This window comes from Bacillus alkalisoli, assembly GCF_002797415.1.
Lineage (GTDB): Bacteria > Bacillota > Bacilli > Bacillales > Bacillaceae_I > Bacillus_CD > Bacillus_CD alkalisoli.
The window spans coordinates 1859914-1879432 of sequence record NZ_KZ454944.1; the positions used below are offsets into that span (position 1 = coordinate 1859914).

Consider the following 19519-nt stretch of genomic DNA (forward strand, 5'->3'; position numbering starts at 1 on the left):
TGTTTATATAGTTATTATAACCTCTTTTACGGCAAGATAAAACTATAAAGTTTTGTACTGACTTGTTTAGTTATTTTAGTAGAAAGTGCCCTTTATGCATTGATGGCCATGGCATCTGGCCCCATAGGTAAAATTAAGTAAACATCATCACTATCCCAACAATTCCAAGAATAATTCCACCAAAAACATTTATTAAAATAGCGGCTTCACTAGGTTCTGAGTCTTTGAGCTTCCACCCAATTTCTAAGTACCAGGCAGACCTAGGCGCAAAGGTTAAAAATGCTCCGACTGCGATGGCAAGTAGCCCAGTAAAAAAGTTCCCCGAACTAGATTTACTTTTCTCTTCACGTGGTACACCATATGTAAGCTCGTATTCCGAAATGGCTTTATCCATTCTCTCCATCATGATTCGATCTTCTTCCATCGTAAAATCATTTTCTCCTATAAACTTACCAGAGCAAGTCGACATGTTCGTCCCAACAGTATTGCAATTATAACTATATTTCGTTCCGTCTGGAGCCAAAACGGTATAACCATAGCCTATGCTAGAGACACTAGCTGTTACTGTAAATTCTTGCCCATCAATGACGACAACACGACTATCACTCTCAGCAACTGCGGTAATTGGTATGAAAAGAAAAATAAAAAGAAGAACGATAAGTTGTTTATAAATTATCATAATATTCACATCCCTTTATATAATTTACGCATATATCATCGAAAAGTTTCAATAATTTAGAATACAAAAACCCCCCATTATGGTAAAACTTTAACGTAGTGGGGCCGAGCACCTTATTGTTGTGAAAGTGGAAAGATAAACATGACAAAGAGGAATATCAGAAGAAATTTTCTTTTATATCTTGTTCAATACGGAACGCTTGTTCGTTCTTTTGTTATAATATTTTAACAATAGTATGGGAAATTCAAGGGTGGTCAGCATTACCCCAGTTGGAAGGGGGTGATGCCGATATGATGTCAACTTTCCAAGCATTAGTGCTAATGATTGCATTTGCTAGTTTAGTTGTATCTATCATAAAAGACAAAAAATAACCCACCCTTGAGCCTGGATGCGATAGGGTGGGTTACGCCTAATAATTGCTGATTCCCTTGAAGGGAACCTGCTATTGTATGGACCGTATGGTGTTAGCGCACCAGCGGTCTTTTTTAGTATATGCCTTTTTATAGTTTTATTATAACCGAAAGAGCCTACTATATGAAAACTATTAGAAGCTCTGATATAGTATCATCTTCTATCAACTTTTAAACCTTCTAACAATCTCTAATATTCCTTCCCCAAACTCTTCGGCTTTCTTCACACCGATACCTTCGACTTTAAATAGTTCATCCTTATTAGTTGGTAACAATTCTAGGATGCAATCTAATGTTTTATTCGTATATATATAGAAAGGTTTTACGTTTAATTTTTTCGCTGTAACCGTGCGGTACTGAGTTAGATCCGATCGTAAATGGTCCATATCAATAGTTTTCGTATTGGAATCTAAAGCGGTATTATTTTTAATAATATTTATGATATCCACACCAAATTCTTCCGTTTTCTTATGTCCCATTCCCGTTACTTCTAATAATTGATTAATAGTAGTAGGTTTCAACGAAACAAGTTCACTTAAAGTATGGTTATTGAAAATATAGTATGGCTTGCAGTTTAATTGTTTTGCTTTTTTCGAACGGTACGCCATTAGTAAATGAGATAAGTCTTCTTTTACGTTTAACTCACTCTCAACTATTGTACTTTCTGTTGAAACATTATCATCCTTTATTGAAGCGACAGATAATAGATAATCTTCTCTATTAAAAGGTATATCTAATGCGTGTGCTTTTACTGCATCAGCGATGGAATAAAGGTATTTATCTAACATAAAGGTAGGAGATTTCTTGTCTAGTTCTGATTTAAGAAATGTCTTAATTTGGTCATGTCGAATAATAGTATCTTTGATGTGCTGAGGTGCATTTTTAGACATATTTATAATAGTTTTATGATTAGCAAATGTGACCGCATATCGTATAGGACATTTGTCTATGACTTCTTTTGATTTCAAAAGCTTTTCTAAAATAGCCACATGTCTTTCTACTTGATTAATAGGGCTATACATTCCTTCTTTGTTAACAATTCTATTATTCTTTGTAATCACACGAAGAAACTCACCTTTATCTGTCACTTCAATATTTCCAAACAATTTCTTCACTTCAAGAACCAATATAAACTTATGTGTAATGATAACAAAGTCCATTTGCGCCTTGTAATTATCATACTCTATAGTGACATCATGAAGTATTACCATTGGCAGCATGGAGTTTTTCAACTCGAATAACACGCTAGATTCACCAGTTTGACCAATTGAAAACGTCTTTAAATGATGGGTGACCTTCTTAACGTCAACAGCAGGATCATTACTATTCAATAAGTGATTTAATCCATCTAAAAAAGGAGACTTGTCATTAAACTCTTTATAAATGACAGGCTCTTTAATATCTCTATTTTCAGTTACGATGTTAAGGATATTTTTAAGAAATGACATAATGTTCCTCCCACAACTTAATTTGTTACTAATTATAGCAATAAACTGGGAATAGATGTGTCTGAATTTGTCGAATAGTAAGGGGTGATGGATATTAATTCAAGTAGAGCTCTCTGTGGGAAACTACACATTAAGAAACAAAAAAACGGAGACTTACAATAAATTAAAAAAGTATTTTACCGTCTAAGAGACAAAACCGGGGACGGGGTAACATTACCCTTTCCCCGGTTTATCCCTTTTACTTGAACAGATGTAATAACCCCCTAGTGTTCTAGTTATTGATAGGCCCTTACTAGAGTAACTAAACTTACTCCAAGTCGTTAGGTGTTGAGTGTTATATACATATAGATGTAAACTACTAATAAATAATAAAACACATTATAACACTGGAGGAAAATGATATGAAATATTTTGTAGTTGATGCTTTTGCAGAAAAGGTTTTTGAAGGAAATCCAGCAGGAGTATGTATCATGAATGATTGGATTTCAGATGAACTCATGCAGAAAATAGCCATTGAAAATAACCTATCGGAAACAGCTTTTGCAGTAAAAGAAGAAGGCCATTACCGACTTAGATGGTTTACACCTGGAGGAGAGATTAACCTTTGTGGGCATGCCACGCTAGCAACGGCATTTATCATTTTAAATTACTATGAAAAGCAATTGGATACCGTTAAGTTTCATACAATTAGTGGAGAGTTAACTGTAAACAAACAAGATGATTTATATGAACTTGATTTCCCTTCTGTTCCTTCAGAAGAAATTTCTGTTACTGATCAAATGATTAGCGCTTTAGGAATCGTGCCAAAAGAAACGTATTTAAATAGAGACCTTGTTTTTGTACTAGAGTCCGAGGAAGATGTAAGAAACATAAGTCCTGACTTTGCCCAATTAGAAAAATTACCAGAAGGATTGGGTGTTTGCGTTACAGCTCAAGGCAGTGAATTCGATTTTGTTTCCAGAGGCTTTTTCCCTAAGTTAAAGATAAACGAAGATCCAGTAACAGGTTCCTTGCATTGCAGCCTAATTCCTTTTTGGGCAAAAAGATTAGAAAAACGGGAACTAGTTGCAAGACAAATTTCAAGCAGAGGCGGAACCCTTTATTGTAAATATGAAGAAGCACGAGTAAAGATGGCAGGAAAAGCAGTCCTATATTCAGTTGCAGAAATTACGATCGAGTAAAATGAGGTATTTAAAATGCAAAATCGGGGACGGGGTTACACTTCTCATTCAAAAAATGAGAAATGTAACCCCGTCCCCAAGTTATCCTCTTTGCCATTGCAGGATTTATTGCAAGTACAGCTCTTGTTCTCCCTGGATTAAGCGGTGCTTTAATACTGACTATATTAGGTATATATGAAATAGCCACAGCATCTTTAATGTCGTTTGATTTGCCGATAATTTTAGCGATTGGTTCAGGTATAGTTTTAGGAGTTTTACTAACTAGTAAACTTATTAGATACTTATTAGAAAATTACACGGCAGAAACTTATGCAGCAATAATTGGGTTAGTTAGTGGTTCAATCTATGCGATTCAGTACAATTTATATAGTGTACTTGGCACTTCGACAATCGTAGTGTCATTGATAACATTTTTTGTGGGCATCGCTTTTATAATTACTTTAAAGCAAATTCAGAACAAAAAATTTGAGTAGAATTACTAAATTTATTTAGGTTATATATTGGGATTATGAAATTCTACACTTAAACAAACGGATGCGTATCTTCAAGAAGGAGTTCGCATCTTTTTTCTTGAAGTAAAGAGCAGTAGAGTTAAAGAGAAGTGAAATTGTATTAGGGGGAATGATTTATGAACAAACAAGCAGTAACATATGTTTCTTTAGGGATTATCATTATACTTATTAGTACCCCTTTAGGGTACAATTTGGTTAACATCGTGTATCGAAACAAGAATTTAACTAGTGAATATGTACCAATTCTTAATGGATTTATACATTCATTGATGTTAATCGGTATCTTAGTATTTAGCATTGGAATAGTTACTTTCATAAAAGATAGAAATTAATTATTGCATTAACGGGGGTTTATCTTTAAGAAGGATAAGTCCCTTTTTTTGGAAGTAATTAAACAAATGGAGCAGTTTTGTTTAATAAAGGGGGATATAAAATGGAACTAAAAATTTGGCATTATGTTCTGGCTTTACTTATAATATCGTTTGGATTCTTCTTTATTGTTGCTACGTTATTGGAGGGGAAAAATGAGGCATATAGAGACTTTTTACTTACTATTGCAGTAGTTCATTTTGTCATGACAAAACTAATAACAATAAATAAAAATAAGGGGAAATATGAAAAATAAATAATTGGATAAACGGGTGCGTTAGTAAATAATTGTTTTCACTCAAATCAGTTACTAACCGAGGAACAGTAAAATCTTTCGGGAGGGCAAATGAAAAATATTATTTCAAAATTCTGGATACCTTGGGTTTTTGGTTCGCTAGTTGGTGTATTCTTGCTGAATTTTATCCTAAAAGGAGTGTTAGGTTGGGAACATATTATATCTATGTAGATAACTGGTCTTATAGCTGTACTTATTGCATCAAGGATAAAGTCTGTTGTAAAGAAATATGAAGACTAAAACCTTCAAGTAGTATTTCAACTCTTACATAAGTAACGGGTGCGTTAGCGAAACAGTGCTATTGCTTCTGCAACTATTGAAGCAGGTTTCTCCAGTAAGGAGTATAAGGGGATTGAAATAATTTATTATAACTTTGGAGGAGATAAAATGAAAAGGTATATTCATCTGACAGGAATTGTCTTGGTGCTAATTGTTATTTCTGCATGTTCTGATGATGAGAACGACAAGGAATCATTAATTTTGAAATACCAAACTCAGATTAATGAGAAAAATATTGAGATTAGTAACTTAGAAGAAGAACTGAGACTTATTAATGATGAATTGGAGCAAGAAAAGAAGAACCAAGAGAAATTGCAAATATTTGATCATAAAGCAAGGAACATTATGAAACATATAGCTAATAACGAATTCGATAAATTAAGAAGTGAGTTTGATGTTAATTTTGAAGTCATCGATGGTAAGGTTAATTTCGGTGAACTTAGTGACTTTTATTTTCCAATAGAAATTGCTGGATTACCTATGTATTTCAATTTTTATAATCCACAGCCTGATTCTACTGAGGTGGGTTATTTTCTATATGGTTATGACCAAAATGGTAGTGAACGAAAGTATGATATTCATTTTCGTTTTGGTAAGAATAATGAATTTCTGTATGTGGGTACAGAATAGGAGTATGGATAATTTATTCAACTAAAGGGTGGATGCTTCAATAACAGATGGTCGTTTTTCTAATTCGAGTAAATAAAGCAGAATAATTAGGGGGAATTTTATGAGTAAAAGAGTATTATTCATTGTTATATCTGTAATAGTAGTAGCTGTTGTAAGTAGTTTATTTATTATCCAAGGAAGAGAGATTACATATCGAGAGGCTTTAGAGGAATTTTTTCCGAATGGCAAAATAGACGAAATATATATTTTACATCTTAATCCCGATGAACACTTACATGTTAAGATTACGGACGAAAATGAAATCTCTAGATTAGTAGATGAACTTTCTAATGTTAAATTAAAAAAGATTTCTAATGGAAGATTAGGACTGCTTAACTATTATGTTACATTAACTTCCAATTCGGAGTCATTACAAATGGTAGTCACTGATGTCGGATATATACAAATAAGAGATAAAGATTATAAAATAATAGGCGATAATTTATTAGAGAAAGTAATTAGTAATCTAGAAATGGAACCACTATTTTAAATTTTTTTCTTTTTTTAAATGGCACTGTTAAAGGTTAGTAATTGTATAAATTCCCACTCGAAAAACCCCCAACTTTGGTTGTCAATTTCCTATTAAACAAACGGGTGCAAATCTTCAAGAAGGAGATTAGCTTCTTTCTGTTGAAGTTAAGGAACAGAAGAGTATAAGAAAACTAAATGGGTGCTTTACTTAAAATAACAGGAACAGTTATTAATGCGGCTGCTCCTGTTTATTTAATTGTAATTTCGGAGGAAATACATTGAAGCAAAACGAAGCAGGACAATTTTCAGAACCGTTTATCCAATCACTCCTAATAACTTGGATAAACAATTGATTCAGGCTATTGGAACAGTCCCCCAGTTTGGTAAAGCTATACTCTACTGGGGGGCAGTCACCGCTTTCGGGGAATGGATACATGTAATCAAAGTATTACTCTGCCATTATGATGGTTTAGGACAGCGGTGAACCTATTCCAATGAAGCCTATAATGATAAGGGGAGTTTATCAGATGTCTAATCCGTTTGATTGTATTACTGAATTTATTTTTGTGGAAAACTCAGTTTCTCCAGCAGATGTAATATTGGTTCCTGGTGCAAATCATCCTCCATTAATGGAGAAGGCTGCAGACTTGTATAAGCAAGGAATGGCTCCTTATATACTTCCTTCTGGCGGATATAAACAGCATGTCGGAACCACTGAGTGGGAGTATTTACGAAAAATTGGTATGGAAAATGGAATACCTGAAGAAGCAATTTTAAAAGAAGATAAGGCACAACATACATTAGAAAATGCTCGTTTATCGTTAGAAGTTCTTCATAGGAAGAGTATAGTTCCGAGAAAAGCGATTGTGGTTTGTAAAGCAGGGCATGCTCGCCGTTCACTATTATGCTATCAGGCTGAATTTCCAATAGATTGTGAGTTCTTCGTTTCACCTTGTGTTGATAGATATGGAATAACAAAGGAAAACTGGTTTCTATCAGAAGTAGGCATTAAACGTGTAATGGATGAAGTTAAGAAAATTGGTACATATTTCGGTGAAATAATTCCTAGTTGGACTAAATAATTACTTGGTTATTGCCGCAAACGGGCGCAATCCTTAAATAAAGAGAAACCTTAATTTGGCCAAATGCGTAATAAAAAGGTACTTCTAAATCAGTGCCTTCGATTTAATTTGATTATGATGGAGTGTTGAAAATGGAATTTAAAGTTTATGATAATGCTCATGATTTTGAGAAGAAGATAGAGTCTTTTTTATTGGAAAAGGAAGATGTATTCAGTCTTTTTTACGGTGTACTGCAAGCGATTAAAGCTGGTAATTATGAGAATCCATTTATGGCGACAATCGAGGAAGATGGAAGTGTGTTAGCCTTTCTCCAAATGACACCCCCGCATCCGTTAAATCTTATTTTTGTCGATGAAAACCGTTTAGAAGAAATAATAGATTTCTTCATAAGAAATATAGTCGAACTTGAAATTGACTTTCGTTCAATTATCAGTCTGAAAGAGTGGGCATACAAAGTCGCGAAGAAGTGGGAAGTTAAAACCGGTAAGGCTCATCAACTCCTTATGGACCAGGGTTTGTACCGTTTAAATACGGTGAATGAAACGCTTGTACATAGTCCCGGTTCATGGCGTTATGCGGAAGAATGTGATTCTGCACTTATCGAGAAGTGGTACAACTCATTTGAAAAGGATGCCAGACTGCCGATCTCGCCAATTGAACAAGTGAAAAAACGTGTTGCAATGTTTCTAAAGGAACAAGAGGTCTTTGTTTGGGAGGATAAAGGAAAGATCGTATCTATGATGAAGAAGTCACGTCCTACAAAGAACGGTGTAACCGTTAGTTTAGTGTTTACGCCAAAAGAAGAACGCAAAAAAGGATTTGCTCGGACGCTTGTTACAGCGGTATCAAGAGAACTACTTAAAGACTTCAACTTTTGCGTTTTGTACACAGATATGATGAATCCGACATCAAATAAGATCTATAAGGAAATTGGCTATGAAAGGATTGCAGACTCTGTTCATCTCGGTTTTGATAAAGGCGAATAATTCAGTTTCAATAACTAATAAATATCAAATCGGATCTTCCATTATCGGACGCGTTTATTTCATGACGCGTCTTTTTGTTATTTAGGACGTTAATCTTGATTCAGCGAAGAAGAACACCAGAACTACTTGCTTCACAGTACAAATATACCGTTCAATAGAAAAAGCATTTTCCACAATCGGGGACTAAATGTATAAATATAAAAATGACAAAAAAAGTATTTTACCGTCTATAGACTGTTCCACCACCGTATAAACGTATAGATAATTATGGTAAAGAGGTTGTCACTAAATGGAATATTTAGTCGATTATTCCAAAACTTCCTTGCCATTACAACCTTTTTTCTTTTATATTCTGAAATCTAAAATATTAAAGGGGATAACCTATGGACATTATCACGGAATACAAGATCAATCCACAAACGATTGCAATGCTACCAAACTTTCATCCAATCTACCAGACGAAAATCATCGAGGAAGAAAGTATTTATGTTACAGAGGAAAGAATAGACTCCATTCTAAACAGAAACTGTTTAGAATACGGTGCATCTATTACAGGTAGAAGAGAAGCAATTATTCACAAAACTAACTACGTACAAAAAACACCAATCTTAATCTCTGAAACACTTAAATTAATCATTTTCCCAACACACTCCCCAGAAAACATGAACTGTGCATGGTTCATGTATCATCAAATAAAGCGGGTAACACCAATAGATAAAAATCGCTGTGAAATCGTCATGCATAACACGACAAAACTTGAGGCTCAAGTTTCCTACCAAGCACTGCTACAACAAATCCATAAATCAGCTGTGATTTTCTCGCTATTTTGTACCGAACAGACAATCAACTTTTCCTTCGAGGTGAAGGGAAGAAATAAGATGCCTACTAGATAATTAAAAATATTTTCATCAAATACACGCAAATACCGTCTACTGACTGTGTAACCCCCTTTTTCCTACCATGATAATTGTGGAAACAGGGGTAATGGTACAATGAGAAAGACTACCATTTTAGGTGAAACGATTGGTGAATCCATTCGAGAAATACGAAAAGCACAAAAAAGAACCATCGAAGAATTGGCTGATGCAGCGGGTATAAATGATAAATTCTTAGGAGAGATTGAGAGAGGAGAAAAAGAAGCTTCTGTTATGACCATAATGAAGATTGCTAGAGGACTGGATTTAAAAGATCCGCTAGAACTACTAATAAATGCAGTCAAAAAAGTTTTCCCTACAATAAAAAAAGGTAATCAAGGTGAGGAGTAATAGTAACACAACCAATAAGAATTATGAATAGTATTGGGAAGTGTTACATGTCTGTAAAGTGGAAAAGTAACCTGTCTCATGATTGATTTTCTCGAACTCAAACTTAACATTTTCAAGTAAGAACCGTATATATAGATGCTGGGAATATCAGCAGTGTATAAGCTTACCATTGATGGTAGGCTTTTTTTGTTGCTCTAGATAAAGAAAATTATACAAACTAACATGAGTTCTGTGTCGAATAAAAGTATTTCTATTACAATAATATTGTAAAAAAATGAAGGGAAAAAGAAAAAAATGTCAAATAGAATACTAGAACACATTACTAGTTGGAGGTTTAAATGATGGAAATGTATATTTTTCCGATTCTAGTAATCGGTTTGATTATTTGGGTAAAGAAAAATCAATCAAAATGGTACGGGGCAATAGGAGAGAGAAGAGTAAGGAAAGAAATAGAAAAACTCGAAAGACGATATCCTGGCACTTATCATTCCTATCATGATCTATATATTCCTATATCCGATGGTACGTACTCTCAAATTGACCACCTAATCATTTCTGAATACGGACTGTTTGTACTAGAAACAAAGTTTTATGATGGCTGGATATTCGGATCGGAAAATCAAAAAAATTGGACTCAAGTAATCTATAAAAGAAAGGAAAAATTCCTAAACCCTATTTGGCAAAACAAAGGCCACATTCGTGCGTTAAAAGAATTGTTAGGTGAAGAGGGAGAAAATATCCCGACACACTCTATCATTGTTTTCTTTAAAACGGCAACTTTTAAAAATAGTATGAAGTTTGAACAAGCAGATGTTATTTATTTGCGAGATCTTATGAACACTATAACATTAAAAAACACAAAAATAGTCAATACACCAACGGTTGAATCAATTTCAAGAAAATTATCTGAAATACAAGAAGCTGGCACTAAAGATAAAAAAACGATAGCAAAACAACATGTAAAAAACATTAAAGCTAAACAGTCATCAATTAAGCAAAAAGTGAACCAAAACATTTGCCCAAGATGTGGAGAAGAACTAAAACTTAGAAATGGAAAATACGGCAAGTTCAAAGGATGTAATAATTTTCCGAAATGTAGGTTTGTGGAGAAGGGGGCTTAGACAGGCCATTTGCTGTATTATTGAGTTTTGTTGCGTTATAGCATAAGCATCTCTAAGTAGTAAAGTCTGATAAGGTACGATTCTATTACCCATACTGGAGGGAATTGTATCGTACCTAATCTATTACATACTAATTGTATCTGTCGATTCACTTTTAAACGGTTTGTATTCAATTGTTTTAGCAATTGGACTTTTGTAGTTAATCCACATTTCTACAAGTTCCAATCCATCTATTAGGTCAATGTTCAATCCTTCTGCATAAATCTTAGCATTATTAGTAAAACCTGAAGTTGAAACAACATATGCTTTGGATGCATTTTGTTTAATCATATTAGAATGTATGATTGCAATTGGCTCATAATCAATATCTTGACGTTCACATTTCACTTGTCCTATTACTTTTCCATCCCCTATACCATGCTCTATATCAACTCCAAAATCACCGGAGCTCTTTGTGACAAATGAGTCAAAACCATACTTATGCTTTAATACATCAGCAATAAAGTGTTCAAAATCTAATGGATTACTTTTGAGAAAAGCCGAGGAGTATCGTTTTTCTTCTACTTCATTACAAAATCTTTGATAGAGCCCCAAAGCAATAGTTCTTTTAAACTCATCCTTTAATAATAATTCCTTATTAAAGTGATCTTCTTTTAAACTTTTACTACTTTTCCATTGGTATATTAATAGTCCTGCAAGTATCGCTATAATTAAATATTCCATTAAAATATATCACCTCAGATTTAATCATTATCAATAAAACAGAAAATTATACTAAACAATTGGTAGGGAACACATTTTATTTACTTATGACATAGACCACTTGCTTCCAAAGAACGACACAAAGAAAAGAACAAAAAGAAATAACCCTCAAATAAATTGAAAACGACCTCTTTATAAGCACAATATAAGTACGTTGCCTGCCCCATGCTGCGCTAATATCTTAAAACCGCGGAGTTCAGCCACCGTAATTAAAATCTAATGACGAATTCTTGGTCTTGATTTGTCTTTCTTTGTCGAAAAGAACAAATTTTAGGAGAATGATAGTAAAATAACAATATATGGATTAAAAATAATCGTCGAGACAAACATATCTATATATGATGTAATGGTTCCATAATTAGAAACATACATCATATATAGATGAGTAATTGCGTTACATGGCGTTAGATTCTCAGTTAAACTAAATTAAAAGAAAGGATGTTTGGAGAATGAGAAAATTACCTAGGTACTTATCAACAACTTTCATTGCTATTTTATTTGCAGGTTGGTGGTTGTATGGGATACCACTTATTGTCGGTATAATTCTGTTGTTTGTACGTAATAAAAAAGAAAAAGCAATAAAAAAGGAATGGGAAGAAAGTGGCTTTGACAATTTAGAGGAAGTGAAGTCTCAATATGAAGAAGCGGAAGTAAAATTACAGGATGTAAAAACCACACTAACTAGTAAAGAGCAGGAACTACAGCAATTAAATAAAAAAATCGAGGAAAATAATGAACTAGTAAGTAAAATTAACAACTTTGATAATACTATTTCAAATTATAATGAGCAAATCATTGCACTAACGACAGAACTTTCCGAACTAGAGGAAACAAAAAAACGTTTTATTGATGAAAATGAAAAAGTGTTGCTTCTTAAAGATGAGGCTGTTAAGACAGAAAAACAACTTATCAAACATCAAAAGCTAATTGAAAAGTATAAAGTAGAAATAGAAGGAATCAAGCAACTAGTTGAAAATTTCCCTAATGCAATTAACTACTCATATATAGAGCAACAACTACTGGAGCTTGACAATCAGCTCGAAGACGGTTATCTACATACTATTGTTGAGTTAGACCTTCATCATAAAGCTTCTAAAGAACTTAGAAAAGAAATGAATGGTAACAATAAATTAATTAAGAAATTGTTAAAAGATTATCAATCCCGTTATACATCTAAAGCAAACAGAACAATATACGATTTAATGGTCATAGGCCTTCAAGCAGAACTACAAAACATATTATATACGTTGAGTTATACGAACTTGGATAAAGCACTAAATAATTCTAAAGAGTTAATTGAAAAATATCTTACTATATGCGGAAATGGAAATGCCTCCATACTCCCTACTATTACACGATTCTTAGCAGAACTAGAGCCATTATTCCGAAATGCGATTCAAATCGAATATAAATACCATATTCAAAAGGAAAAAGAAAAAGAGGAACAAAAGCTAATTAAAGAGCAAATGCGTCAAGAAGCGGAAGAACGTCGATTACTTGAGCAAGAGCGGAAAAAGATAGAACTAGAAGGAGAAAAATATTTAGCAGAAATCAATAAGAATAAAGAGTTGCTATCACAAGAGCAAGACCAAGAAAAAATACTGGCATTGCAACTAAGATTAACAGAATTAGAAGAGCAGTTTAGCAATATTGAGGAACAGAAAGAAGAAATCCTGAAGAGAGCCAATGGAAGAGCAGGATATGTTTACGTAATTTCTAACTTAGGTTCATTCGGAGATAGAACATTTAAAATAGGTATGACTCGAAGGTTAAACCCGTTAGACAGAATTGATGAGTTAGGAAATGCATCTGTACCTTTCAGGTTTGACATACATGCAATGGTGTTTAGTGATAATGCAGTTGATTTAGAACAAAAGATTCATAATCACTTAGAAAAAAGCAGGATCAATAAAGTAAATTTAAGAAAAGAATTCTTTAACATTGACGTATTTGAGCTACAAGAAATTGTTCAAGAAATTGATCCTACAGTAGAATTTACCACTACTATGAAAGCGGAAGAATATCGTCAAAGTCTCAGCTTAGTAACAGAAGAACTAGAAACGACTTTATAAATTATCCTTAAAGGTCAACAACCTATAAGATAATGTTACAACGTATTTTGAATTCAGTATCTCTATTCTTAGATGAAAGGCAGAGCATTTTAAATAGTCATTAATACATGGGAATAAATTAAAGTGAATTTTTGAGCTACAGCTTGAATAGGTTTTGGTGTTTAACAACTGTCCATTTAAACAGATGTTAAACACTTTTTTATTTAGCCTAGAAAAACAGTTCAAAAGGACAAAGATTAGCTTGATATGTGACTAATCACCTTCGAATGAAAAAGAAAAATGATTTAGTAAAAGATGTTCAACTCATATTAGGCCGAAATTACCAAAATAGATACCTAGCCTGTAAAATTATGTTGTATAATAGGGAAAAATAAACATTTTTGGAGCGGACAATTATGGCAGTCACAGTACCTGAAACAATAAGATCCACTGCAACAGCTGGAGAACGGCTGTTATTTAGAACGTTAAAAACATACCTACCTGACGACTACATTGTTTACTATGAACCGGAAATACAGGGAAGAAGGCCCGACTTTGTCATTATCGGTCAAGACTTAGGACTTGTTGTTTTAGAAGTAAAAGATTATACAAAAAGTACTCTTTTTCAAGTTAACCATGATGAATGGCATATTGTTGCAACTTCAGGTCAACAAACCATTACAAAAAGCCCATTAAAGCAGGCACGTGAAAATATGTTTCATCTAGTAGATGTTTTGAAGAAAGATAAAAACCTAATACAAACAGATGGAAAATATATGTTTTCATTAAAATTCCCATACGGCCATGGTGTTGTGTTTACAAGAATGAATTCCAAAGATTTTGTTAAAGAAGGACTATATTCCGTAATGGAGCCGACTCTCTGCTTAACTAGAGATGAAATAGATCCAGATAAAGAAGAGTTTTCAGAAGAGGTTTTAATGGAAAAGATCTTAAACATGTTTGTTGTGCCTTTTCGATTAAGAGAGCCGTTATCGTTAGAAGATATTAATTCCATCCGTTATCACCTGTTCCCAGAAGTTAGAATAAGTGCGGAATTTAAGGCCCCAGTTCCGTATCAAGATCAGCTACTTCTATCTTTACATGATATAAAAACGATGGATTTACACCAAGAAAATTTGGCAAAGCAAATAGGCGACAAAAACAGGCTTATTCGTGGAGTAGCAGGTAGTGGGAAAACGTTAATTCTAGCTAGCCGAGCAAAAATGTTAGCAAAAAAGAACCCTGATTGGAAAATATTAATCCTTTGCTATAACATTTCCTTATCCAATTCCATTCAACAGATGATTACGTATATGTTAAACGAGCCTGAAGACCTTTTTGACTTTGACTTTACAGGAAAAAGTGTAGTCAATGAACCTATGAATAAAAATATTATCGTACGTAATTTTCATAGTTGGCTAAAAAATGAATTAAAAATAAGAGAACCGCAAATTCCAGAGATAGTAGAAAAACTTGTTAAAAAGGAAGCCATTTTACCAACATATGATGCAATATTAATTGATGAGGGACAAGACTTTGAGTCTGATTGGTTAAAACTTGTTAGTTTATTAATAAACGAAGATACACAATCGCTATTATTAGTAGAAGACAGAGCACAAACTATTTATAAAAGAAAGCGATCTTATGTACAAGATACTGGACTAAGCTTCCAAGGACGATCGAAAGTTTTATCCATTAACTATCGAAATACAGCCCAAATAGTCAAATTCGCTTGGGACTTTTATCAGTCAAAATCTGCTTTTAAAAAGAAGGTCGTGAACCGTGAACTAGAAGGAGAAATCATCGCTCCTCAAAGTACAAAAAGAAAAGGCCCAGAACCAGCTATCTTAAAGTCGACTAGCTTTTATAATGAAATGCGAATCGTTTCAAGGCAGATCAAGAAATTGCACGAAGAAAAAAACGTCCCATTAGACGAAATGCTCATTCTTTACCGTGTAAAAAGAACACATAAACTACCAATCATCGATATCATTACACGTAGCCTTTCATCTGAGGGCTTACCATACTATTGGATTACAGAAAACGACCAATCGAAACGATCCTTTGAAAAAGAAGATGGAAAAGTAAAAATAAGTACGATCGATAGTAGTAAAGGTTTAGACTACCAAACAGTATTCATCGTGAACGTTGACTCTATGCCTTTCCCATTAGAAGAAGACAAAGAACGCGAAGCATCTCTTCTATACATAGGAATGACAAGGGCGAAACAATACTTGTGCTTGTCTTATTCCGGTGAATCGGAGTTTACAGAGTATTTTGATAGAGTAGTTGAGGAGAGAGTAGAGAAGAAGTTAGAAGAGAAAAGAAGCTAACATATTTGGGGAGGTAATGATTATGGAAAATAACACTGAGAGATTAATAGAGTCTAAAAAGATGATAAAACTATTAGCAAACGGTATTAATCCATTAGACCATACTCCTGTAAGGGAATCATGCTTATTAAATGATCCACGAATAATAAGACAGCTGTTCTTTTTATCCGAATACCTGGAGAATGATGTGACTACTAAAAAAAGTACCAAAAGAAAGCCTTCAACTTTTATTATCTCAAAAGAAGAGAAGGATCAAGTTGAGCTACCAGTAGGACTCATTGGAATAAATGAATTTGCACAAGCAATCAATAAAGTAATTAATCTAGATGTTAGTAAAAAGCTAAACGGTGCTGTGATTAATAGAAAATTAAGATCAATGGGTATTCTCTCAGTAGAGACCGTAGACAATGGAAAGAAACGTACCGTACCAAACGATAAATCAGCTGGATACGGTATTGAATCCATTACAAAACACTATAATAACGAGCAATACCAACAAGTTGTTTTTAATGATATAGGAAAGAAATTCTTATTAGATAATATTGAAAGCATTTTGAGTTATAAATAAAGATTAGTATTTTTATGAATTGTTACGACCAATTAATTGAAACATGAATATCAACTTCATTTAAGAACCGATACAATTAATGTAAGGCAGAGTCTCCAGTCCTGGAACTCTGCTTTATTTTCATATTTGACATTAACTAGTAACTTCCAATTCCACTCATTCAAAAATATGGTAATATAGTAATGGAAAATACTTAATCGAAACCAACACTTATATAAAAAAATATTGCATTTAAATATACGGAGGTACCCAAATGAACAAATTCTGGCACTTCCCAGCCGCCACAGGTGGAATGATTAATTCCATCAATAACGCTGGACTAGAAACATTTAGAGGAAACGCGTTAGATTCCTTAACAAGAGAAATATGTCAAAATTCTTTAGATGCTGTAAAAGATTCCACAAAACCAGTAGTAGTAGAATTTAATAGATTCGTAGCAGACATGAATTGTTTTCCAGAACGTGAGCAATTACATGCAGTATTTCTCCAAAGTAGGGAAACATGGAGAAATCGAAATAAAAAAAGCGAAGACTTTATTGAAAACGCTCTGGATATAATTGATAGAAGGCAACTAAGTATGTTGCGTATTAGTGATTTTAATACGAAAGGGTTAGAAGGAGCGAAGGAAGGAGAACTAGGTTCACCCTGGAGTTCACTTGTCAGAGAAGCTGGTTCTTCCAACAAAGGAGAAAGTTCTGGTGGTAGTTTTGGTATAGGTAAGTCTGCTCCATTTCTAAATTCCAATTTAAGAACGTTGTTTTACTCTTCTTTAGATACGACTGGTTATAAATCTTATATTGGTGTTGCAAACATTATGTCTTTCCAAAAAGAAAACGGTAAGACAACACTAGGGAATGGTTATTTTACCTATAATGAAAATTCATTAGCAATTCCTGAGCAAATTTTCTTAGACCCTAGCTTTAGAAGAACCGAAACAGGTACGGATATTTATGTTACTGCATTTGATCCTGTTCATGACTGGGAAAAAGAAGTGATGAAATCGGTGCTTTACAATTTCTTTATTACGATTTTTAACCAAAAATTAATAGTAAGGATAAATGATTTTGACATTAATCGTGAGAACCTGGAAAAGCTTATCTATGATTTAGATGATAGCGAAGAAAATCAACATCTAAAGAGTTACTTCCAACTTTTAACCTCTGATAAAGTATTAAAAGTTCCTTATCCAGAAAAAAAGTATAAAAGTGGTATGCATTTTGAAGAAGGGGAAGCTACCCTGTATTTAATAAATGGTGAAGATCATAATAGACGAGTTCTAATGACTCGTAAAACTGGAATGCGTATTTTTGAGCAAAAGGGAATTAGCGGAAGCATCTCTTTTACAGGACTATTGATGATAACTGGTACAAACATGAACAATATCTTTAAACAAATGGAAAACCCGTCTCATAACGAGTGGTCTGCCGAAAGATATGAGAAGGACCCTAAATTAGCTGATAAAGTGTACAAAGACCTGCGTAAGTTTATTAGAGACTCAGTTAAACAATATTTTCAGGAAAAAGTAACGGACAGTATGGATGCAATTGGTTTAAGTGATTTCCTTCCAAATAATAGTTTAATAGATACAACAGGTGTGAACAAAACAGAATCGTTAAATGCAAAAATTAAACATATCGTGACGAAAGAAGTAAAGGAAGATACAAAGGAAAAGAAAAAGACTAAGTCAAAAGGGATAGAAAATACAGAAGATTTAGAAGAACAATTAGCAGGGGAATATGGAATTACGCCAACTGGGGACGAAGGTGGTAACGGCACTGGCAGTCAAAGTGGTGGAGGAAATGACGGGGGCGGTGCAACAAATCCTGGAGGTAATAAAGAATTAGATCCAGAAACAGAAGGTGGAACAGATAGTAAGAGAGAAAGAAAGCCTAGTAGTAAGCCCATTGCTATCTCTCATAAATATGTTTCGACAGATAAAAACAATGGAAAATACCGTTTCATCATCTCATCCAATAAAGCTTTACCTAATGGTCGATTAGCCTTTAGAGTGATAGGGGAGCAGAGTGATTTTAATTTACCAATCAAAAGTGCAACTACGGACGACAGGAATATAACGGTAGATAAATGCAGCAGCAATAATATTCACTTGCATTCTATCCCTGCAAAGAAACATTTTATTGTTGACGTAGAAATCGATTATTCCGATTATTGTGTAATGGAGGTGGAACTGTATGAAGATTAATACATCTTATCCATATCCAGTTCTGTACATGAATAATGAAGACTATAAGAAATCTAGCTTTCAAGCAAATATAGAAGTGGGTGAATCTTTTGGAGAAGTTCGTTTAAAAGTGACGTTCTCCTTAGATAATCCAAGAATTCAGCAATTAATCGACGAAAAGTCAGCAATTTATTTAATCCATGTGGAATGTGGTCAAACTAGTTACCGCATCGCCTTTGAAACAGCTGAAAGAATGCTAGAAATACCAATTCCAACTAATTCACTACGAGGGAAAATATCTATCCATTCCTTTATTATTGCTAAAACTACTATTACAAATTATACGAATGATAGATTAAGTGATTGGTATAAAGGAATTCCAATTTCCTATGAAAAGGGAAACATTCTCGCGATTGGAGACGCGATTGAAACGACATTGATTGATGACAATACAGATATGTTGAATTTGCCATCAATAGTGACAGTTTCAAAGCATCTTAAGAATGAGTTTATGGACGTAGAAATCCAACATGACACCATTACAATCTATTTACCAGAATATGAATACAATCAATATGCGATGAGTGCCAATTCTTTACTGAAAAATACCATACTTTCTACAGTAATTGTACCTGCATTGGTATATGTTTTCTCGAAAATAGGTAGCGGCACGGAAGACCTAGAGCAATATACATGGTACCAAGTATTGGAGAAGATTTTCCAAGAGAATAACCTCCGTTTGGAAGATATAGGGACAGATAAACTTTCTCCACTAAAAGCTGCTCAACTAGTTTTAAGAAAACCACTTAAATCTAGTTTTGAAGAAATCGAAAAGCTTCATAGAACGGAGGACTAA

Annotated in this window: 20 protein-coding genes; 17 read left to right on the forward strand and 3 right to left on the reverse strand. The window is 33.7% G+C overall.

What is annotated here, in order from left to right:
- Positions 1-133 precede the first annotated feature (133 nt).
- Positions 134-679 carry a DUF6199 family natural product biosynthesis protein gene (locus CDZ89_RS09080; RefSeq protein ID WP_100333574.1) on the reverse strand — a complete coding sequence of 182 codons (546 nt, stop codon included), beginning with the start codon at positions 677-679 and terminating at the stop codon, positions 134-136.
- Positions 680-999: 320 nt separating this feature from the next.
- Between CDZ89_RS09080 and CDZ89_RS20495 the strand changes: the two genes are divergently transcribed.
- A complete protein-coding gene (locus CDZ89_RS20495) occupies positions 1000-1050 on the forward strand; it encodes a hypothetical protein (protein ID WP_369679958.1) in 51 nt (16 codons plus the stop codon).
- A gap of 203 nt (positions 1051-1253) precedes the next feature.
- On the opposite strand, the gene CDZ89_RS09085 is transcribed toward CDZ89_RS20495, so the two are convergent.
- A complete protein-coding gene (locus tag CDZ89_RS09085; protein ID WP_100333575.1) occupies positions 1254-2537 on the reverse strand; it encodes an HRDC domain-containing protein in 1284 nt (427 codons plus the stop codon).
- A 401-nt stretch (positions 2538-2938) separates the two neighbouring features.
- Between CDZ89_RS09085 and CDZ89_RS09090 the strand changes: the two genes are divergently transcribed.
- The 11 genes from CDZ89_RS09090 to CDZ89_RS09140 all read left to right on the forward strand — a co-directional run bounded on the left by CDZ89_RS09090 (position 2939) and on the right by CDZ89_RS09140 (position 10767).
- Positions 2939-3718 (forward strand): PhzF family phenazine biosynthesis protein, encoded by a 780-nt coding sequence (locus tag CDZ89_RS09090; RefSeq protein WP_096154015.1) that lies wholly within the window; start codon positions 2939-2941, stop codon positions 3716-3718.
- An 83-nt stretch (positions 3719-3801) separates the two neighbouring features.
- On the forward strand, positions 3802-4191 hold the full coding sequence (locus tag CDZ89_RS20500; RefSeq protein ID WP_100333576.1) for an undecaprenyl phosphate translocase family protein: 390 nt from the start codon (positions 3802-3804) through the stop codon (positions 4189-4191).
- 155 nt (positions 4192-4346) lie between these two features.
- Positions 4347-4562, forward strand: a complete 216-nt coding sequence (locus CDZ89_RS09100) for a glycosyl transferase (RefSeq protein WP_096154024.1) — start codon at positions 4347-4349, stop codon at positions 4560-4562.
- A 101-nt stretch (positions 4563-4663) separates the two neighbouring features.
- Positions 4664-4855 carry a hypothetical protein gene (locus CDZ89_RS09105; RefSeq protein WP_100333577.1) on the forward strand — a complete coding sequence of 64 codons (192 nt, stop codon included), beginning with the start codon at positions 4664-4666 and terminating at the stop codon, positions 4853-4855.
- Positions 4856-5281: 426 nt separating this feature from the next.
- The gene (locus tag CDZ89_RS09110; protein ID WP_100333578.1) at positions 5282-5803 is read left to right on the forward strand and encodes a hypothetical protein; all 522 of its coding nucleotides are present in this window, start codon (positions 5282-5284) and stop codon (positions 5801-5803) included.
- Between the two features lie 100 nt (positions 5804-5903).
- Positions 5904-6332 carry a hypothetical protein gene (locus tag CDZ89_RS09115; protein ID WP_100333579.1) on the forward strand — a complete coding sequence of 143 codons (429 nt, stop codon included), beginning with the start codon at positions 5904-5906 and terminating at the stop codon, positions 6330-6332.
- A 508-nt stretch (positions 6333-6840) separates the two neighbouring features.
- Complete coding sequence (locus tag CDZ89_RS09120) at positions 6841-7395, forward strand: YdcF family protein (protein WP_096154036.1); 555 nt, start codon at positions 6841-6843, stop codon at positions 7393-7395.
- Positions 7396-7526: 131 nt separating this feature from the next.
- Positions 7527-8381 carry a GNAT family N-acetyltransferase gene (locus CDZ89_RS09125; protein ID WP_100333580.1) on the forward strand — a complete coding sequence of 285 codons (855 nt, stop codon included), beginning with the start codon at positions 7527-7529 and terminating at the stop codon, positions 8379-8381.
- A 383-nt stretch (positions 8382-8764) separates the two neighbouring features.
- A complete protein-coding gene (locus CDZ89_RS09130) occupies positions 8765-9274 on the forward strand; it encodes a competence protein ComK (protein WP_100333581.1) in 510 nt (169 codons plus the stop codon).
- A gap of 99 nt (positions 9275-9373) precedes the next feature.
- A complete protein-coding gene (locus tag CDZ89_RS09135) occupies positions 9374-9646 on the forward strand; it encodes a helix-turn-helix domain-containing protein (RefSeq protein WP_096154042.1) in 273 nt (90 codons plus the stop codon).
- 338 nt (positions 9647-9984) lie between these two features.
- Positions 9985-10767, forward strand: a complete 783-nt coding sequence (locus CDZ89_RS09140) for an NERD domain-containing protein (protein WP_096154044.1) — start codon at positions 9985-9987, stop codon at positions 10765-10767.
- A gap of 123 nt (positions 10768-10890) precedes the next feature.
- Here the strand turns inward: CDZ89_RS09140 and CDZ89_RS09145 are convergent, their stop codons facing one another.
- The gene (locus CDZ89_RS09145) at positions 10891-11490 is read right to left on the reverse strand and encodes a restriction endonuclease (protein WP_096154045.1); all 600 of its coding nucleotides are present in this window, start codon (positions 11488-11490) and stop codon (positions 10891-10893) included.
- A 488-nt stretch (positions 11491-11978) separates the two neighbouring features.
- Here CDZ89_RS09145 and CDZ89_RS09150 point away from each other — a divergent pair, with 488 nt between their 5' ends.
- From CDZ89_RS09150 to CDZ89_RS09170, 5 genes are all read left to right on the forward strand, one after another.
- Positions 11979-13601, forward strand: coding sequence for a GIY-YIG nuclease family protein (locus CDZ89_RS09150; protein ID WP_100333582.1), 1623 nt, complete (start codon positions 11979-11981; stop codon positions 13599-13601).
- Between the two features lie 395 nt (positions 13602-13996).
- Positions 13997-15913, forward strand: coding sequence for a 3'-5' exonuclease (locus CDZ89_RS09155; RefSeq protein ID WP_100333583.1), 1917 nt, complete (start codon positions 13997-13999; stop codon positions 15911-15913).
- Between the two features lie 22 nt (positions 15914-15935).
- Positions 15936-16481, forward strand: a complete 546-nt coding sequence (locus tag CDZ89_RS09160; RefSeq protein WP_100333584.1) for a hypothetical protein — start codon at positions 15936-15938, stop codon at positions 16479-16481.
- 253 nt (positions 16482-16734) lie between these two features.
- Complete coding sequence (locus CDZ89_RS09165) at positions 16735-18684, forward strand: hypothetical protein (RefSeq protein ID WP_100333585.1); 1950 nt, start codon at positions 16735-16737, stop codon at positions 18682-18684.
- Positions 18674-19519, forward strand: a complete 846-nt coding sequence (locus CDZ89_RS09170) for a hypothetical protein (RefSeq protein WP_100333586.1) — start codon at positions 18674-18676, stop codon at positions 19517-19519. Before CDZ89_RS09165 ends, CDZ89_RS09170 begins: the two co-directional genes overlap by 11 nt.

Bases quoted from the DNA above. Each gene is read 5' to 3' on its own strand.
- CDZ89_RS09080 (WP_100333574.1), bottom strand. From the start codon at position 679: ATGATAATTTATAAACAACTTATCGTTCTTCTTTTTATTTTTCTTTTC.
- CDZ89_RS09085 (WP_100333575.1), bottom strand. From the start codon at position 2,537: ATGTCATTTCTTAAAAATATCCTTAACATCGTAACTGAAAATAGAGAT.
- CDZ89_RS09090 (WP_096154015.1), top strand. From the start codon at position 2,939: ATGAAATATTTTGTAGTTGATGCTTTTGCAGAAAAGGTTTTTGAAGGA.
- CDZ89_RS09100 (WP_096154024.1), top strand. From the start codon at position 4,347: ATGAACAAACAAGCAGTAACATATGTTTCTTTAGGGATTATCATTATA.
- CDZ89_RS09105 (WP_100333577.1), top strand. From the start codon at position 4,664: ATGGAACTAAAAATTTGGCATTATGTTCTGGCTTTACTTATAATATCG.
- CDZ89_RS09110 (WP_100333578.1), top strand. From the start codon at position 5,282: ATGAAAAGGTATATTCATCTGACAGGAATTGTCTTGGTGCTAATTGTT.
- CDZ89_RS09115 (WP_100333579.1), top strand. From the start codon at position 5,904: ATGAGTAAAAGAGTATTATTCATTGTTATATCTGTAATAGTAGTAGCT.
- CDZ89_RS09120 (WP_096154036.1), top strand. From the start codon at position 6,841: ATGTCTAATCCGTTTGATTGTATTACTGAATTTATTTTTGTGGAAAAC.
- CDZ89_RS09125 (WP_100333580.1), top strand. From the start codon at position 7,527: ATGGAATTTAAAGTTTATGATAATGCTCATGATTTTGAGAAGAAGATA.
- CDZ89_RS09130 (WP_100333581.1), top strand. From the start codon at position 8,765: ATGGACATTATCACGGAATACAAGATCAATCCACAAACGATTGCAATG.
- CDZ89_RS09135 (WP_096154042.1), top strand. From the start codon at position 9,374: ATGAGAAAGACTACCATTTTAGGTGAAACGATTGGTGAATCCATTCGA.
- CDZ89_RS09140 (WP_096154044.1), top strand. From the start codon at position 9,985: ATGATGGAAATGTATATTTTTCCGATTCTAGTAATCGGTTTGATTATT.
- CDZ89_RS09145 (WP_096154045.1), bottom strand. From the start codon at position 11,490: ATGGAATATTTAATTATAGCGATACTTGCAGGACTATTAATATACCAA.
- CDZ89_RS09150 (WP_100333582.1), top strand. From the start codon at position 11,979: ATGAGAAAATTACCTAGGTACTTATCAACAACTTTCATTGCTATTTTA.
- CDZ89_RS09155 (WP_100333583.1), top strand. From the start codon at position 13,997: ATGGCAGTCACAGTACCTGAAACAATAAGATCCACTGCAACAGCTGGA.
- CDZ89_RS09160 (WP_100333584.1), top strand. From the start codon at position 15,936: ATGGAAAATAACACTGAGAGATTAATAGAGTCTAAAAAGATGATAAAA.
- CDZ89_RS09165 (WP_100333585.1), top strand. From the start codon at position 16,735: ATGAACAAATTCTGGCACTTCCCAGCCGCCACAGGTGGAATGATTAAT.
- CDZ89_RS09170 (WP_100333586.1), top strand. From the start codon at position 18,674: ATGAAGATTAATACATCTTATCCATATCCAGTTCTGTACATGAATAAT.